The sequence below is a fragment of the Mesorhizobium sp. M0292 genome, assembly GCF_040321695.1.
Classification (GTDB): domain Bacteria; phylum Pseudomonadota; class Alphaproteobacteria; order Rhizobiales; family Rhizobiaceae; genus Mesorhizobium.
In genome coordinates, this window is sequence record NZ_JAMYSB010000008.1 from 218,972 (window position 1) to 236,404 (window position 17,433).

Consider the following 17,433-nt stretch of genomic DNA (forward strand, 5'->3'; position numbering starts at 1 on the left):
TCCGGCCCAAGCGCCTATGGGCTGCATATGGCTGAGTTCGCTCCGGAATGCAAGGGGCCACATGTTGCAGCGCAGCAAAATCGACTGCGAAAGCGGCGCTTGCGCACGCCTGCAGCCATCATTACCACAAAGGCAGCTGCCATTTCTGGGGACCGAGCGATGAAGGACGTGCTGAAGGAACTTGAGCGCCGCCGCGAGATCGCCCGCATGGGCGGCGGCCAGGCCCGCATCGACGCCCAGCACAAGAAGGGCAAGCTCACCGCGCGCGAGCGCATCGATGTCTTTCTCGACGAAGGCTCGTTCGAGGAGTTCGACATGTATGTCGAGCATCGCTCGACCGACTTCGGCATGGAGAAAACCAAGATCGCCGGCGATGGTGTCGTCACCGGCTGGGGCACCGTCAATGGCCGTCCGGTCTATCTCTTCGCCAAGGATTTTACCGTCTTCGGCGGCTCGCTGTCGGAGGCTCATGCCGAAAAGGTCATCAAGGTGCAGGAGATGGCGCTACGCAACCGCGCGCCGATCATCGGCATCTACGACGCCGGCGGCGCCCGCATCCAGGAAGGCGTGGCGGCGCTTGGCGGCTATGCCGAGATCTTTCAGCGCAATGTGCTGGCCTCCGGCGTCATTCCGCAGATTTCCGTGATCATGGGCCCTTGCGCCGGCGGCGACGTCTATTCGCCTGCGATGACCGACTTCATCTTCATGGTCCGCGACACCTCTTACATGTTCGTCACTGGGCCAGATGTGGTGAAGACGGTCACCAACGAGACGGTGACGGCCGAGAGCCTTGGCGGCGCGTCCGTTCACACGACCAAATCGTCGATTGCCGACGGCGCCTACGACAATGACGTCGAGGCGCTGTTGCAGATGCGCCGGCTGGTAGACCTTTTGCCCGCGTCAAATACGTCGGAGCTTCCTGAGATCGAGTGCTACCAGTCGGTCACCGACCATGATCTGTCGCTCGACCGGCTGATCCCGGACAACGCCAACAAGCCTTATGATATCAAGGAGTTGATCCTCAAAGTTGCCGACGAAGGCGACTTCTTCGAAATCCAGCAGAACTTCGCCAAGAACATCGTCACCGGTTTTGGCCGCGTCGAGGGCCGTACCGTCGGCTTCGTCGCCAACCAGCCGATGGTGCTGGCCGGCGTGCTCGATTCCGACGCAAGCCGCAAGGCGGCGCGCTTCGTGCGCTTCTGCGACTGTTTTTCCATTCCCATCGTCACCTTCGTCGACGTCCCCGGCTTCCTCCCCGGCACCGCGCAGGAATATGGCGGACTGATCAAGCACGGCGCCAAGCTCTTGTTTGCCTACGCCGAGGCAACCGTGCCGAAAATCACCGTCATCACCCGCAAAGCCTATGGCGGCGCCTATGACGTGATGGCCTCAAAGCACCTGCGTGGCGACATGAACTATGCCTGGCCGACGGCGCAGATCGCGGTGATGGGGGCGAGAGGCGCGGTCGAGATCATCTACCGCAAGGATATCGGCGACGCCGAAAAGATCGCAGCTCACACAAAGGCTTACGAGGACCGTTTCCTGTCGCCCTTCGTCGCCGCCGAACGCGGCTATGTCGACGAGGTGATCATGCCGCATTCGACCCGCCGCCGCATTGCCCGGGCACTGCGCATGCTGCGCAACAAGGACATGCAGAACCCTTGGAAGAAGCACGACAACATCCCGTTGTAACATCCAATGTCGCGACTGATCATCAGCGCCGGTCGGCGGTTTGGCAGGTTCACGGTCCTGTTTTTCGTTGTTCCCGCCCTCGTCATCTTCTGCGTCTGGATGTCCCTGCTCGACAACCATCCGATCTGGTTTATGGCCAGCGGCTTCGTCGTCATGCCGATCGCCACCACGGCCTTGGCATTTCTGTTCGGCACATTGTTTGCGGGCTTCCGACGCAGCAAGATCAAAGGCGTCAGTGAAGCAGAAGCGCCCGGCCTGTGGGCGCTGTGGCGGAGCGTCGCCGGACCGCGCCGTGCTGCGCGCACGGTTGTCATACTAGAGGGCAACCTGAACGCCAGCGTGCGCGAGGAGCGCACGCTTCTCGGCCTTCTCGGCAATCGGCTGTTTCTAACCATTGGCATCCCTCTCCTCGCAGTGACCGATGAAAGAGCGCTTGCCGCGATCCTTGCCCATGAGGACGCGCATGTGCGCAACAAGGATACCAATGGCAGCCTCAATCTCGCTGAGTTCGAAAACGGTTTCGGATTTGTCTTCGAGTATGCCCCGCCCGGAACCACGATCACAGGCAGCCTGCTCCACGCCGCTATCGGCTGGCTGTCGCAATCGTTCGAGCGGGAAGAAATCCGGCTTTCGCGCGAAGCGGAGATCAAGGCAGATCGACACGCGGCATCCTCCGGCGACGCCGAGCACGCCGCACGCGCGCTGTTGCTTCTTGCCACGGCAGACGTGCATTTCGCGGAGACGGTCTATGACCCTTTGCAGCATGAATTGCGAGGTGCTTTGCGTCCGCCGCGACCGCCGCTCGAGCGCATGCTGGAAGCTGCCGGCCAGCTGCGAGAACCCATTTGCCTCAATGTTTGCGCCCGCAAGGCGTGGGCAAGCCCGGATGACGCAAAGTCCACCCATCCATCATGGGCTCAACGGCTGGCGGCGCTTGGCTACACGGAGCCGCCCGACCTGGACCCGATCGCCGTGACCGCGCTCTCGACGCTGCTGAACTCGAGCGTAGCACAGCGCCACATTTCGGAATTCGACACCAAATGGACTGCGCGGATGGAAGACTATCTCCAGCGCTGAACTGGTGGTCGCCCAACTCGCAGGCTCACTCCTCTTCCGCCGCCCCGAACCCCGCATCCCTGGGGGCGCTGGTCGCGCTCGCCCAGGGCGTCGCGTGATTATCGATGCGCATCTGGAAGATGAAATAGGTCGGCGAGCAGTAGCCGATGCCTTTCACCTTGGCAGCACCCGGCGTGTCCGGCGGCAGCGACTGGCACATATAGTCCTCGCGGCAGAAATGATCAGCCGAGCAGGCTGGACGGTTGCCGCGGTTGACCGCGCCGCCGAGGCACTGGTCGAAATTGTTGGTGGCGACGCAGGTGTCGAATTTCTTGCCGCCGACCATGCCGCAAATTTCCGATGGCATCGGCTTGCCCGTCTTGAATGCGGCGAAGCTGCGGTCCTTGTCGTCGCAGGCGCGATAAGCGATGCCTGCCGGTACGCCGATTTTCGGTGGCCGGCAGGTGTAGGCGGTCCGCGAAAAGGTCGGCGCAAAAGCCGCGAACTGGCCGGTGATCTTGTAGCGGTCGTTGAACGGCTGAGACGGGTTGCTGGCGATCGACCCGGTCAGGCAGGGATGGCCCGAAAACATCTTTGGACTGTCCGTGGGCAACAGACATTGCGCCAACGCGGTATGCACGCCTGAAGCCGTCGCGAGCGGCGTGCAGACGGTGCCGCCACCGCATTGCCAGGTCGCGCCGAAGCGTTTTGCATCATCCGGCATCAGGCACGGCATCGCCATCTCGGCCGGGGCGTAGTCGACATCGCCGGCATCGGTCCATGTCGCTGGCGGCGCGAAGGACAGCGGCCGGTAGCGGTTCGGCTCCTTGCCTTCTTCCGTCGCGCGCAGCCAGGCCTCACGTCGCGGAATCTCGGCATGGAGATGCGGCGAGATGCCGACCTCGATCCGGTTGAGAGGCGACGTCGTTTTGTCGTCGAGGCCGATGAAGTGAAAGCCGGCCGTCGAGCCCGCCTGGTGGCAGCCCTGGCAGGCGCCATTGTCCAGCCGCTCGACCAGCGCCTCCGGTGTCCGCACCAGCTTTAGCGCCGCATAGTCCAAGCCGGCGAAATCCGCTGGCTGGAACAGCGGCGTGAACGGATGGTTGGCCCGTCTCGCGCTGCCGAAGGTCGACCACGAGATGATTTTCTTCGCCAGGAATTCGTCGGGGATTTCGTAGACGCCGAGATCGACCGCCGCGACATTGGCGCTGACGTAGTCGGCGAGCCCTTTCTTCAGTGCGGCATCATCCGAGAGCCGCGCAACGTCAGGCGTATTCTCCAGCGGCTTCTCGCTGATGGCAGCGCCATCGATGCCGAAGATCCGCATGAGATAGGCCGCCTGCCCGCCGAATTCGGTCTCCTGTCCCGAGGGAAAACGCACCACCTGCGCATTGAGTTCAAGCTGCTTGAACGTCAGTTCCTCCGGTGCCAGCGAACCGCCGGCCAGCCAGCCGGCATCGACGTTTTCGTCGATCTGCGGTGTCCAGCGCCCGGCAACGCCGACGCAGCCGCCATCGGCATCCGGCGCCACGCTGTAGACGGCGTTGAAATTGAATGGCAGCCGCGATGCCAAAACCTTGCCGTTCTTGCGGAAACTGTAGGCCAGGCGATAGATGAAGCGCACCTCGCCACAGCTCTTGTCACCTTGCAGCGCGGTGAAGTCACGCCGGTCCAGCCGGTTGACGACGCCGACCAGGCGGAAGCGCGCGGCCTCGGTCTTCAGCCAGCGCATATCCATGATGCGGCCGACATTGCCGTCGGTCACCTCGTAGAGCGTGCGCCCGCCGGCCTTTATCTCGGCCCGCAGCGTGGCAATATCGGCCGCCACCATGTCGACAACAGCACGATAGGCCGGCACCTCACTGTAGAGCGTCTTCAGATCGTCCGCGCCGTCGACGGCGAAAATGCCGGCGAAGCCAAACCCCTTGGCATCGAGGGCGGCGAGCACCGCCGGATCGTCGACGATGGTCACCGGCTGCTCAGCGCGCACGCCATGCGAGGCGAACAGCGCGATGATGGCTGCAATGGCGAGCGCGAAACGCTTCATCCGATCGGCACCTTCTGCCGTGCCTCGACAAGTTCACGCAGCACCGGCACCAGCGCCAGCGGCAGATCCTCGGCGATCAGACCCGGTCCGAAGCGGCTGCCGGCCTCGGCATGGATCCAGACCGCTGCGCAGGCGGCCTCGAATGCCTGCATGCCCTGCGCCAGCAGCGCGGCCACAATGCCCGCCAGCACGTCGCCGGAACCGGCGGTGGCGAGCCATGGTGCACCATTGGCGTTGATCACCGCGCGGCCGTCCGGCGCCGCGATGACGGTGTCGGCGCCCTTGTAGACCATGATGGCGTTGGCTCGTTCAGCGGCTGCGCGCGCCTTGGCGAGCTTGGACAGACTTTTGTCGTCGGCGATGTCGGGAAACAGTCGGCCGAACTCGCCCTCATGCGGCGTCATGACCAATGCTGGCGCATCCGGCCTGCCGGCCGCCTCGAACAGCGTTGAGACCGCGTTGCGGAAAGACGTGATGCCGTCGGCATCGAGCACCAACCCTTCAACACCACCCTCTTGCCGTGCTCTGCCGAGCACGGCGAGGGCGAAATCGCGCGCCTTGTCACCAACACCAAAGCCCGGGCCGAGGACAAAGCTCGACGACCGGCGATCGCCGAGAAAGTCTTGCACGTCCTCGATAGCGTCGGCCTTGCGCAGCATGATCGCGGTCAGATGCGTGGCGTTCACCTGCATGGCATTGGCGGGAGACAGCACGGTCACGGCCCCTGCCCCGCTTCTTGCAGCGGCAAGTGCGGCCAACCGCGCCGCACCAGTCGCCGACGGTCCGCCGGAGAAGACGCCGACATGGCCGCGTTTGTATTTGTGTGCATCGACGGCCGGCACCGGCAACGCGTCGAGCCAGAACGCCGGCTTGTTTTCGAATGCGCGCGGCGCGACCTGGGCGATGATGTCGTCGCCAATGCCGATATCGGCGACGACGATCTCGCCGCATCGGTCCCGGCCGGGCAACAGCAGATGCCCCGGTTTCTTGCGCGCGAAGGTGACGGTGATGTCGGCACGAAATGCCGTGCCGAGAATGTCGCCGCTGTCACCTGAGACACCTGAAGGCAAATCGACGGCAACAACAGACTGGCGGGCGGCACTGTCCACCGCGCGTGCGGCATCTCCCGAAATGTCCTTGGACAATCCCGCGCCATAGAGAGCATCGACAATCAACGAGCCTGGCTCGGCGGCAAAAGCCGCTAGCGGCTTGCGCTCCAGCAGGCATTGGGCCGCGGAGATCGCGGCATCGCTGCCTGCCCTCGGTTCGCCTGACGCCCACAGCGCGACATCGACACCCGTCTCCGCCAACAGCCGCGCCACGACAAAGCCGTCGCCGCCATTATTGCCGGGGCCGCACAGCACATGCACCCTAGTGGCTGAAGGATAGCGCGCCAACACCACCGCCGCGACCGCTTCGCCGGCGCGCTTCATCAGGCCATAGCCGTCCAGTGGACCGGCCGCGATTGCCAACCGGTCGGCATCCGCCATCTCGGTCGGCGACAGCAGTTCCAATTTGGCGCCGGCTGGCAAACCCATCGCTGGTACGTCCTTCGGTTCATCCGCCTTGCGTGGCAGCGTCGGGAGCTCGGCCGGACACGAGGCCCGGATCAACCTTTGAGGCATAGATCGCCGATTCCATGACGATGGTGAGACCGAGCTTCGGGTCGAGCAAATCCTTGGCCTGACCGAGAATCAATGCCGCCACATTGGCGGTGATGGCCGGCCAATTGGTCACATCGGCCTCGCCATAGACAATTGTCGCATTCGGCAGACGGCCGGTCAGACACGTCACCGCCATTGGCCATGCAAATCCAAGCAATTTCCTGACCGGGAAATGCGGATGATGATTTTTGCCGACCGACGGCAGCCCCTCCAGTGGGCCGCCCAGCGTCTGCGAGACATGGGCGAACATGGCCTCCAGCGAAGGCATACCATTCGGCGGCAGGCCGTTGTTGATCGCCGTTCCGGCAGCGAGGTTCCAGAGCCGCTCCGGAGCCTTCTTGTTGTCGCGGGCAAAGAGCATCTCGTTCAGCGGCTCGCCGAACAGGAAACGCGACCCGTCCTTGGTCGTCACGATGTCTAGCTCGGGTGTGCGGCCGCTGAGCAGAGCGCACTGCGCGGCAAAGCCGGCAATCGCTCCCGCAGCCGAAACGATGGTCTCGGCATGGATGCGTCCATTCACCGCCAAAAGCTGCGGAAGATTGTCGCGCAAATGTCCGAATGCAAAGTTGCAGGCGGCGCTGTCAGGTTTGTCGCGCCATGGAAAATCCACGGCCCGCGGTGGTCCGCCACCAGTCGAACCGCTACCGGAGCCGGCAGAGCCACGTGAAGACTGCACGCGCCCAAATACACCCTTCATTCGTCCACCTTTCACTGCGTCGTTGACGCGGATATGCCCACACCGGGAATGATGGGTCAAATCTGCCAGGCCGCCCAACTGCACGGATCCGCGCGGGCCTGCAAAATGCGCAATCTGCCTAATTATCGTGCAGACGCCCGAAGCGGCAATGTGTAGGCTTCGGGCAGCTTTGCCGCAGCCGAAGCAGAGGATGACGCGAATGTGCATCCCGGCGCGGCGCGGCATTGGAATTGCGCGAAACCGCTTCGCGTGGGCTGAAATTGGCACAGTTCGTGCTTGATGGAGGCGCAAGCGGGGCGCACAACCCGTTTTTTTGGCAGTGGAGGCCACTTTTTACATGAAAAAGATCGAAGCGATCATCAAGCCGTTCAAGCTAGACGAAGTGAAGGAAGCGCTTCAGGAGGCCGGTCTGCAAGGCATTACCGTCACCGAGGCCAAGGGCTTTGGCCGCCAGAAAGGCCATACCGAACTCTATCGCGGCGCCGAATATGTCGTCGACTTCCTGCCCAAGGTGAAGATCGAAGTGGTGCTGGGCGACGACGCCGTCGAAGGCGCCATCGAAGCCATCCGCAAGGCGGCGCAGACCGGCCGCATCGGCGACGGCAAGATCTTCGTCTCCAATATCGAGGAGGTCGTTCGCATCCGTACCGGCGAAACGGGGATGGACGCCGTCTGAGCTTTCTGATTTCAGATTAACGTCTCCTCGAAACGTCATCACACAGGGAAGAAACGACATGACGACAGCCAAAGACATCATGAAGCAGATCAAGGACAACGACGTGAAATTCGTCGACCTGCGCTTCACCGATCCGAAGGGCAAGCTGCAGCACGTGACGATGGATGTCATCGAGGTCGAGGAAGACATGTTCGCCGACGGCGTCATGTTCGACGGCTCCTCGATCGCCGGCTGGAAGGCGATCAACGAGTCCGACATGGTGCTGATGCCCGATGCGGACACCGTCCACATGGATCCGTTCTTCGCCCAGTCGACCATGGTCATCCTGTGCGACATTCTCGATCCGGTCTCCGGCGAATCCTACAACCGCGACCCGCGCGGCACCGCCAAGAAGGCCGAGGCCTACATGAAGGCCGAAGGCATCGGCGACACCATCTATGTCGGCCCCGAAGCCGAGTTCTTCGTCTTCGACGACGTCAAGTACAAGGCCGATCCCTACAACACCGGGTTCAAGCTGGACTCGACCGAACTGCCGTCCAACGACGACACCGACTACGAGACCGGCAATCTCGGCCACCGCCCGCGCGTCAAGGGCGGCTACTTCCCTGTGCCGCCGATCGACAGCGCGCAGGACATGCGCTCCGAAATGCTGACCGTGCTCGCCGAAATGGGCGTGCGCGTCGAAAAACACCATCACGAGGTTGCCGCTGCCCAGCACGAGCTCGGCATCAAGTTCGACACGCTGGTCCGCAACGCTGACAAGATGCTGATCTACAAATATGTCGTGCACCAGGTCGCCAATGCCTATGGCAAGACGGCCACCTTCATGCCGAAGCCGATCTTCGGCGACAACGGCTCGGGCATGCATGTCCACCAGTCGATCTGGAAGAACGGCAAGCCGACCTTCGCCGGCAATGAATATGCCGGCCTGTCGGAGTCGTGCCTGTTCTACATCGGCGGCATCATCAAGCACGCCAAGGCGATCAACGCCTTCACCAACCCGCTGACCAACTCCTACAAGCGCCTTGTACCTGGCTATGAAGCCCCGGTGCTGCTCGCCTACTCCGCGCGCAACCGTTCGGCCTCGTGCCGCATTCCGTTCGGCTCGTCCCCGAAAGCCAAGCGCGTCGAGGTCCGCTTCCCCGATCCAGGCGCGAACCCCTACCTCGCTTTCGCCGCCATGCTGATGGCCGGCCTCGACGGCATCAAGAACAAGATCCACCCGGGACAGCCGATGGACAAGGATCTCTACGACCTGCCGCCGAAGGAACTGAAGAAGATCCCGACCGTCTGCGGTTCGCTGCGCGAAGCGCTGCAAAGCTTGGACAAGGACCGCGGCTTCCTGAAAGCCGGCGGCGTCTTCGACGACGACCAGATCGACTCTTACATCGAGCTCAAGATGGCCGAAGTGATGCGCTTCGAAATGACCCCGCATCCGGTCGAATACGACATGTACTATTCGGTCTGAACGATAAGCCTCAGCGACAAGGAAAAACCCCGGCGTCAGTTCAGACGCCGGGGTTTTTGTTTGACCAATAGCAGACCGTAGACGTGGTAGCAGCAGGCTACGGCGCAGGCTTACGAAGCCTGCGCCGCTATAGATGCTTAGGCGGCCGCCGAAACCTGGGCGCTGGTCGAAACCTCCGCGATGGTCTTCAGGATCTGCGAAGCGATCTGGTAGGGGTCGCCCTGCGAGTTCGGGCGGCGGTCTTCCAGGTAGCCCTTGTAGTCATTGTTGACGAAGGAATGCGGCACGCGGATCGAGGCGCCGCGGTCGGCGATGCCGTAGCTGAAGCGGTTCCACGGCGCGGTCTCATGCTTGCCGGTCAGGCGCTTGTCATTGTCCGGGCCGTAGACGGCGATGTGGTCCATCAGGTTCTTGTCGAATTGAGCCATCAGCGCTTCGAAATAGGCCTTGCCGCCGACTTCGCGCATATAGGCGGTCGAGAAGTTGGCGTGCATGCCCGAACCGTTCCAGTCGGTGTCGCCAAGCGGCTTGCAGTGATACTCGATGTCGATCTCGTATTTTTCGGTCAGGCGCTGCAAGAGATAACGGGCCATCCACATCTGGTCGGCGGCCTTCTTGGAGCCTTTGCCGAAAATCTGGAATTCCCACTGGCCCTTGGCCACTTCGGCGTTGATGCCTTCATGGTTGATGCCTGCTGCGAGGCAAAGGTCGAGATGCTCCTCGACGATCTGGCGCGCGATCGGGCCGACATTCGAATAGCCGACGCCGGTGTAGTACGGGCCCTGCGGCGCCGGATAGCCGCTCTCGGGGAAGCCGAGCGGACGGCCGTCCTTGTAGAAGAAATACTCCTGCTCGAAGCCGAACCAGGCGCCCTCGTCGTCGAGGATGGTGGCGCGCTTGTTGGACACATGCGGCGTCACGCCATCTGGCATCATCACTTCGCACATCACCAGCACGCCATTGCTGCGGGCCGGGTCCGGGAATACGGCGACCGGCTTCAGCACGCAGTCGGAGCTGTGGCCTTCGGCCTGCTGCGTCGAAGAACCGTCGAAGCCCCACAGCGGCAGCTGCTCGAGCGTCGGGAACTCGGCGAACTCCTTGATCTGGGTCTTGCCGCGAAGATTGGGGACCGGCGTGTAACCATCGAGCCAGATATACTCGAGCTTGTATTTCGTCATTCTAGAGCCTCTCGTTGCTTGATCACCGAACCTGGATGACGCCGGCGCGCCGAGCCATCCAGCAGCCCAGCTGCCGGTCGATAAAATGCAAATCGTGTGCCACTTCAGTTGGTCAGGGTGCGGCAAAAATGCCCTTTCATCCCGCCGGTGATGGCAAGCCGCCTAAGCGATGCGCCCCGATCAATCAAAGGCAGAATTTGCTTAAATAACAGGCAAATGCCGATCTTTCTTTAGGCATCTTGCCTAAAAGGATTGCAGGACCTACCTTGATGGAAAGATGAATCGAAGAGCCTCTCCAGAAGAAAGGAGACCGACCATGGAAATCACCTCAGCCCGTCCGTCGGCCAAAATCCTGATGTTCCCGGTGGCAGCGCGTGCGGGTGCCTCAAATTTAGGCGTAAAGGCCAAGTTTGCGGCAGAGCTTGCTTCGCTGCGCGATCACCCGCTTGCCCATGGCGAGGCCTGGTATCATGAGGCCGCCATTGCGGAGGCCGAACAGCCTCGCAAGAGCTAGGCGTCTTCCGCGCTGATAGATCGAACAGGCCCACAAATCAAAAACCCGGCGCGATCGCTCGCGCCGGGTTTTTTGTTTGATACAGAGCCGTCGGCTACTGCTTGGTATGCAGGTCGGTGCCGAGCGTATCCCTGACGAAGATCATGCCGATGATCAGCGTCACCGCCGCGATCACCACCGGATACCAAAGGCCATAGTAGATATCGCCCTTGTAGGCGCTGAACGCGAACACGATTGCGGGCAGCAGGCCGCCGAACCAGCCATTGCCGATGTGATAGGGCAGCGACATGCCGCTGTAGCGGATGCGGGTCGGGAACATCTCGACCAAGATCGCGGCGATCGGCCCGTAGACCATGGTCACATAGAGGACCAGGATGAACAGGATGCCGATGACCTTGGCCCAGTTGACCTGTGCGGGGTCGGCAAACATCGCGAACGCGCCCGCTGCCGGAACGCTGTAGACGGTCACCTCGGTGGCGCCCGCGGCTTCGTCCTTGGTCAGCACCTTGTCCTTGATCGCCTGTTCGGTCGGGACCGCGGTCTTTTCGCCGGCGCGGATGGCTGCCGCGTCGAGCTTCAGTTCAGGATTGGCCGCGACAAAGGCGTCGAGCTTCTGGTCGGCAACCTTGGCGGCAGCACGCTTCAGCGGATAACCGCCCCCCTGAAGCGCGAGATTGATACCCTTCTTGAAGGCAGCGTCACTGGCAGCCTTCTTGTCGCCCGCGGCCTTGGCATCATAAGACGCCACGGTTTCGCTGCCGATCATGACACTCGCCGGGGTCCCCGCCGCCGCCGTCGAGACGATGTCGTAAGGCACCGAGTTCTTGGCAAGGAAATCGGTCGCGATATCGCACGAACTGACCGGTACGCGCGTGCCGGTCGGATTGAACTGGAAGTTGCAGTCTCCCGGAGCCGCCGTCACCGTGGCGCGCGTGTTCTGCTGTGCGGTGGCGAGCGCCGGATTGGCGGCCCAGGTCAACGCCTTGAACAGCGGGAAGGTGGTGACGACCGCCAGCGCAAGGCCGGCCATGATGATCGGCTTGCGGCCGATCTTGTCGGACAGCCAGCCGAAGAAGACGAAGAAGCCCGTACCGAGTGCCAGCGCAATGGCAATCATGATGTTCACCGACTGCGCGTCGACCTTGAGCACATTGGCCAGGAAGAACAGTGCGTAGAACTGACCATTGTACCAGACCACGGCCTGACCGGCGGTGAGGCCGAACAGCGCCAGGATGGCGATCTTGGCGTTTTTCCACTGGCCGAAGGCTTCCGACAGCGGCGCCTTGGAACTCTTGCCCTCTTCCTTCATGCGCAGGAAGGTCGGCGATTCCGAAAGCGACAGCCGGATCCAGACCGAAATGCCGAGCAGGATGGCCGAGACCAGGAAAGGAATGCGCCATCCCCAGGCGTTGAAGGCGTCCTTGCTTACAGAATTCTGCACCAGCAGGATGACAATCAGCGACAGGAACAGGCCGAGCGTCGCCGTCGTCTGGATCCATGACGTGTAGAAGCCGCGACGGTCATCCGGCGCATGTTCCGCGACATAGGTCGCGGCGCCGCCGTACTCGCCGCCAAGCGCCAGGCCCTGCAGCATGCGCAGCGCGATCAACAGGATCGGCGCCAGAATGCCCAGTGTCTCTGAGCCCGGAAGCAGGCCGACAAGGAAAGTCGACAGACCCATGATCATGATGGTGACAAGGAATGTGTATTTGCGGCCGACGAGATCGCCGATGCGGCCGAACACCAGCGCGCCGAACGGGCGCACGATGAAGCCGGCGGCGAAGACCAGCAGCGTGAAGATGTAGCGGGTGCTTTCGGGAAACGAGTTGAAGAAGGTCAAGCCGATCGCGCCGGCCAACGCTCCGTAGAGATAGAAATCATACCATTCGAAAACCGCGCCCAGCGAGGAGGCGAAGATGACCTTCTTCTCCTCTCGTGTCATGCCGCGGCTGGCTCCGCCGGCGGTCGATGCCAATGCCATTGAACTGTCCTCCCGTGAAATCCCGTCTGTCCTCGAGGCTGGGCGTCATCGTCGGCGTTCCCTCTGAACGCGACTCGAACCAGCCATCGGCGTAAAAAATGACAGAAAGCGACCGCCGGAGGCAGACAGACCTTGGATTTATGACTTTGGTATTAGGTGCAGTGCGGCAAAAGGCCGAGGATCAGGTCTTCAGCGCGTCGAGCAGGCCGACGGCCGCCATCATGTCGCGTTTGCGGGCCGAGCGGCGTGCGACAGCCTCGGCGTCCTGGCCCCAGTGCTCGACCTGCCAGTCCTCGTCGACATGGCCGGCGGCCCAGGCCGCGTCGCCGTCGAGCGCGCCGTAATCGACCGCCAGCGCCAGCAGCGCCGACCCGGTCAGCGAAGTCATGACATGGATTGCAGCCAGCCGCAGCGGCTCGGCACGCTGGGCAAGATGGGCGCCGAGGACGGCGAGGCTTTCGCGCGGCTGCTCGACATGGATGATGCCCTCGGCGAGGTTGAACCGAGCCCCTAATGTCGCCCTCGCCCAGTCGATCACCGGATCCCAATGCTGGTTCTGCCGCTCGACCAGCCCCTGCGGCGCGTCGGCGCGGTAGCAGGTCAGATCGGACGAGGCGAAGCGCAAGACGTCCTCCAGCACCGCCTGCGGGTCGCTGGCGACGCCGTCGATGGCGGTGTTGACCAGACGCAGCACCGGCATCGTGACCGGGTCGATGGTCTCGCCCTGCGCAGCGAACTCATTGGCGACCAGGGCGGCGGCCTTTTCGGTCGGCAGCGCCAGCAGCGCCTTGCCCGGCGTGCGCACCGGCTTGCCGTCGAGGTGGACGACAAAACCGTCCTCCACAGCTACGACCGACACGTCCTTGTAGAAGCGCTTCGGCAGGTGCGTCTTCATCTGGATCTGGGCGCGGCGGACCGGATCCGGATCGGACAGATGCTTTCCCGCTTCGAGGTCGTTGAGGATGTCACGCATGGTCGAACTTTCTATCCAGGTACCTGCTTGCGCGCCGGCCGGTTGACGATGATCAGGCCGACTGCGATCAGCCCAAGCGCCACAAAGATCCTGGTCGTTGGCGCCTCGCCAAGAATGATAGCGCCGCAGAGGACGCCGAACACCGGCGACAGGAAGGCGAAGCTCGACAGGCCCGATGCCGGATAGCGCCTGAGCAGCCAGAACCACAGCACATAGGTGAAGGCAACTATATAGAGCGACTGGAGCAGCAGCGCCAATGTCGGCAAGGCACTGACCGCGCGGATCGGCGGGCCGGCGAAAGGCAGAACCAGGACACCGACAATGGCCGCACCGGCCAGCTGATAAAGCAGCAATTTCTCGGCACTGGTCTCGACCAGTTTCGAACGCTTGATGACGATGCTGGTCGCCGCCCACAGGATGCCCGAGCCGAGGCTGAGCAGATCGCCCATCAAGGTCACGTCGGTGCCGCCGGCAATCCCGTCGGAAAACACCGCCACAAGGCCACAGAAGGCAAGAACGAGCCCGCCAAGCTTGCGCGCGTTGATACGCTCACCGAGCAGGAAATGGCCGCCGATCAGGACCCAGAACGGCATGGTGTTGACCAGCAGTGTGTTGCGGGCAACGGTCGTGTATTCCAGCCCGATATAGAGGCACAGGAACTCGACGCCGAACAGCACGCCGACGATGATGCCGGCGACAAGCGACCCGTCGGCCTTAAACAGCCTGATGCCGCGCAGCCAGCACCAGCCGAGCACACAAAGCCCGCCGATGATCGAACGTGCGATCGAGACGAAAACCGGATCGAAGCCGGCAGAGGAGATCTTGGCGGCGACGTAGTTCAGCCCCCAGGAAAAGGTCAACCCGACCATGATGGAAGCAGCCGCCAGATCGACCGCATCGCGGCGATCCAATGCCGAGGCGACGGCCAATGTCAGTCCTCCGCGCTGGCGTCGTCGAAGCCGATCAGGTTCCAGCTCTGGCGCATATGCGGCGGCATCGGCGCGGTGACGTCGATGACGCCCTTGTCCGGGTGCGGAATGACGATGCGGCGCGCATGCAGATGCAGGCGGTTCTGAATGCCGCCCGGAAAGTCCCAGTTGGTGTCGGCCTCGAAATATTTGGGGTCGCCGAGGATCGGGCAGCCGATATAGGCGGCATGAACGCGCAGCTGGTGGGTGCGGCCAGTGTACGGCTCCATTTCCAGCCAGGTCATCGTCTGGGCCGCCTGCTCGATGATGCGATAGTAGGACACGGCGTGGTCGGCGCCCTTTTCGCCATGGGCTGCCACGCGCACGCGGTCGCCGTCCTCGGTCGGCTCCTTGATCAGCCAGGTCGAGATCTTGTCCTCACGCTTGGGCGGGACGCCCTTGACCAGCGCCCAATAGGTCTTCTTGGTCTCGCGCGCCCGGAATGACTCGGAAAGCTTCATCGCCGCAAGCCTGGTGCGGGCAACCACCAGCACGCCCGACGTGTCGCGGTCGAGCCGGTGCACCAGGCGCGGCTTCTCGCCCTTCTGGCTGCGCCAGGCCTCCAGCATGTCGTCGACATTGCGGGTGACGCCCGAGCCGCCTTGCACCGCCAGGCCCGCCGGCTTGTTGAAGACGAAGACTTTTGGATCTTCGTGGATCAGCATCTTGGCCAGCACATCGGCGTCGCCCTGGTTGCGGATCGAGTAACCCGTAAGCGCACTCTCGCCCTTCTTGTCGACCTCGAGCGGCGGCACACGCACCACCTGGCCGGGCTCGACACGGCTGTCGGCCTTGACCCGGCCGCCATCGACGCGGATCTGGCCCGACCGCAGCAGCTTCTGCAGATGGCCAAAGCCGAGGCCGGGGAAATGGGTCTTGAACCAGCGATCGAGCCGCATGCCCGCCTCGCCGGCCTCCACCGTGATCTGTTCTACGCCTGCCATGATTTTCGCTTTATCCGTTTCTAACGCGTGACCCCGAAAATCTACTCCGGCTTTCGGAAAGGATCATGCGCAAGATCAAAGTTTCTGCAGCGCGTCCAGGAGGATGCGCCGTGCTCTAGGCCGGGCAATAACACTATGAAACGGTTCTTGCGAGCCAAAGTCCCAGAAACAGGGCGATAATGGCGCCAACGACGCTGGCAAGCGCATATCCCAACGCCGTCAGCGTCGCTCCGCGCTCCCACAGGGTCGCGAAATCGAGCGAAAAGGCGGAGAAGGTGGTGAAGCCGCCAAGGATGCCCGTGGCGACGAACAGCCGGAGCTCATTGGAACCGCCGCGCCGCATCAGCGCAGCGACGAACAGCCCCATAACAAAGGAGCCGAGGATGTTGATCGCCATTGTCCCCCAGGGGTAGTTGGGGCCGACGAGGCGCAAGGCGCCGATGTTGGTCAGGTGGCGGATGCCGGCGCCGATGCCGCCGCCGACCACAACAAGAAGCAGATTGAACATGCCCGTTTACTGCCCGGCCAAGGCAGTGCGGTCAATCCCTTCAGGCTAACGCCTCAGGTCGTCTCGACCTTCTTTGCCTTGCTCGAGCCGATCATCTTCCAGTTCTTGTAGAACATGGAATTGATGCGCTCGACGGTGACCGAAACGATGGCGAGAAGTCCGGCGATGAAGCCGGGGAACGGCGACGGGCGGATTATGTCCATGAACACGCAGTAGCGGCGTCCGTCATACTCGTTGACCGAGCGGTGCAGCAGCGTGTCGTCGAAAATATAGAGCGGGTTGTCGTGCCAGTAATTCCTGGCGCCGTTGCATTCGACAAAAACCTCTGCCTTCACCGGCAAGAGATTGTAAAGGATGCGCAGGCTGAGCCGGAGCGGTCCGAAATGCCAGGAAGTCGATTCCTTGCCTCTGAAGACAGACACGGCAATGGTCTTGATGTATTTGAAATCCTTGTTGAATTCCGCGACATTGTCGATCCGGTGCTTGCCGTACCACTGATAGACATACATGCCGCGACGACCGGTGCCGAAATTGGCGTCGATATCGGCGATGATCTCGTCCTTGCGCGCCTTGAAGACGTCAAGAACCTCGTTGACCTCGCGCTGATAATCGGCAGGCAACTGCTCCAGCTTCCACACACCCGGGTTGCGGTAGCAAACGAGGTCCACCAGCAGATTGAAGGGCGACAGCAGCCAGGTGAAGATGCCATTGCCGAGGAAATAGCCGCGCAACAGCGACAGATCCTTGCTGGCGTTGCGCAGCACATCGATCAGGCCGCAGACGATCCAGATCGCGGTCAGGATCGGAATGAAATAGAAGCCGAGCACGAGCAGCGGGACAGCAATCACAGCCTGGCGAAGCGTTTTGCGAAGGGATTTTGTCATTTCTGTTCGCGCCGCGCGCTGTCCCCGTTCCGAATTATCGCCCGTCCTGGCAGCCTCCCGGCCGAGTCATGCGACGTGATAGGGCTTTTTGTCATGCGGTACAATCACACTGCTGTGACTGGCGGGGACAGAATTTCAGTTCATCGCGGGGCAGGCCGAGTTCGTCCCGTTTGTCCCGCGCGC

General features: G+C 62.3%; 15 protein-coding genes. 5 read left to right on the top strand and 10 right to left on the bottom strand.

The genetic code is table 11. The annotated features are described in order from the left end of the window. Positions 1-159 precede the first annotated feature (159 nt). Positions 160-1,692 (top strand): acyl-CoA carboxylase subunit beta, encoded by a 1,533-nt coding sequence (locus NKI96_RS15510; RefSeq protein WP_023682585.1) that lies wholly within the window; start codon positions 160-162, stop codon positions 1,690-1,692. A gap of 153 nt (positions 1,693-1,845) precedes the next feature. Further along, positions 1,846-2,769: a M48 family metallopeptidase gene (locus NKI96_RS15515; RefSeq protein WP_198025444.1), complete on the top strand. Its 924-nt coding sequence runs from the start codon at positions 1,846-1,848 to the stop codon at positions 2,767-2,769. A gap of 25 nt (positions 2,770-2,794) precedes the next feature. On the opposite strand, the gene NKI96_RS15520 is transcribed toward NKI96_RS15515, so the two are convergent. From NKI96_RS15520 to NKI96_RS15530, 3 genes are read right to left on the bottom strand one after another with little or no spacing between them, the layout of a single operon-like run. Further along, a complete protein-coding gene (locus NKI96_RS15520) occupies positions 2,795-4,795 on the bottom strand; it encodes a hypothetical protein (RefSeq protein WP_352805091.1) in 2,001 nt (666 codons plus the stop codon). Beyond that, the gene (locus NKI96_RS15525) at positions 4,792-6,333 is read right to left on the bottom strand and encodes an NAD(P)H-hydrate dehydratase (RefSeq protein WP_352805093.1); all 1,542 of its coding nucleotides are present in this window, start codon (positions 6,331-6,333) and stop codon (positions 4,792-4,794) included. Before NKI96_RS15525 ends, NKI96_RS15520 begins: the two co-directional genes overlap by 4 nt. Positions 6,334-6,352: 19 nt before the next feature. Continuing rightward, on the bottom strand, positions 6,353-7,486 hold the full coding sequence (locus tag NKI96_RS15530) for a hypothetical protein (protein ID WP_352805095.1): 1,134 nt from the start codon (positions 7,484-7,486) through the stop codon (positions 6,353-6,355). Between the two features lie 7 nt (positions 7,487-7,493). Between NKI96_RS15530 and NKI96_RS15535 the strand changes: the two genes are divergently transcribed. Beyond that, complete coding sequence (locus tag NKI96_RS15535) at positions 7,494-7,832, top strand: P-II family nitrogen regulator (RefSeq protein WP_006205430.1); 339 nt, start codon at positions 7,494-7,496, stop codon at positions 7,830-7,832. 58 nt (positions 7,833-7,890) lie between these two features. Beyond that, a complete protein-coding gene (glnA, locus tag NKI96_RS15540) occupies positions 7,891-9,300 on the top strand; it encodes a type I glutamate--ammonia ligase (RefSeq protein ID WP_023672775.1) in 1,410 nt (469 codons plus the stop codon). A 137-nt stretch (positions 9,301-9,437) separates the two neighbouring features. Here glnA and NKI96_RS15545 read toward each other — a convergent pair whose 3' ends face one another. Beyond that, the gene (locus tag NKI96_RS15545) at positions 9,438-10,478 is read right to left on the bottom strand and encodes a glutamine synthetase beta-grasp domain-containing protein (RefSeq protein ID WP_023691256.1); all 1,041 of its coding nucleotides are present in this window, start codon (positions 10,476-10,478) and stop codon (positions 9,438-9,440) included. Positions 10,479-10,794: 316 nt separating this feature from the next. Here NKI96_RS15545 and NKI96_RS15550 point away from each other — a divergent pair, with 316 nt between their 5' ends. Beyond that, a complete protein-coding gene (locus NKI96_RS15550) occupies positions 10,795-10,992 on the top strand; it encodes a DUF2735 domain-containing protein (protein WP_023682589.1) in 198 nt (65 codons plus the stop codon). Between the two features lie 94 nt (positions 10,993-11,086). On the opposite strand, the gene NKI96_RS15555 is transcribed toward NKI96_RS15550, so the two are convergent. From NKI96_RS15555 to NKI96_RS15580, 6 genes are all read right to left on the bottom strand, one after another. Continuing rightward, positions 11,087-12,973, bottom strand: coding sequence for an MFS transporter (locus NKI96_RS15555; RefSeq protein WP_023682590.1), 1,887 nt, complete (start codon positions 12,971-12,973; stop codon positions 11,087-11,089). Between the two features lie 181 nt (positions 12,974-13,154). Next, entirely contained in the window at positions 13,155-13,946 is a 792-nt protein-coding gene (locus NKI96_RS15560) for an ATP12 family chaperone protein (RefSeq protein ID WP_023688421.1), read from the bottom strand. An 11-nt stretch (positions 13,947-13,957) separates the two neighbouring features. Beyond that, positions 13,958-14,815 (bottom strand): DMT family transporter, encoded by an 858-nt coding sequence (locus NKI96_RS15565; protein ID WP_502900269.1) that lies wholly within the window; start codon positions 14,813-14,815, stop codon positions 13,958-13,960. Between the two features lie 62 nt (positions 14,816-14,877). Beyond that, positions 14,878-15,858, bottom strand: a complete 981-nt coding sequence (locus tag NKI96_RS15570) for an RluA family pseudouridine synthase (protein WP_023672769.1) — start codon at positions 15,856-15,858, stop codon at positions 14,878-14,880. A 133-nt stretch (positions 15,859-15,991) separates the two neighbouring features. Then, on the bottom strand, positions 15,992-16,366 hold the full coding sequence (crcB, locus tag NKI96_RS15575; RefSeq protein ID WP_023682593.1) for a fluoride efflux transporter CrcB: 375 nt from the start codon (positions 16,364-16,366) through the stop codon (positions 15,992-15,994). Positions 16,367-16,419: 53 nt separating this feature from the next. After that, the gene (locus tag NKI96_RS15580; protein ID WP_352805101.1) at positions 16,420-17,250 is read right to left on the bottom strand and encodes an aspartyl/asparaginyl beta-hydroxylase domain-containing protein; all 831 of its coding nucleotides are present in this window, start codon (positions 17,248-17,250) and stop codon (positions 16,420-16,422) included. Between the last annotated feature and the right edge of the window lie 183 nt (positions 17,251-17,433).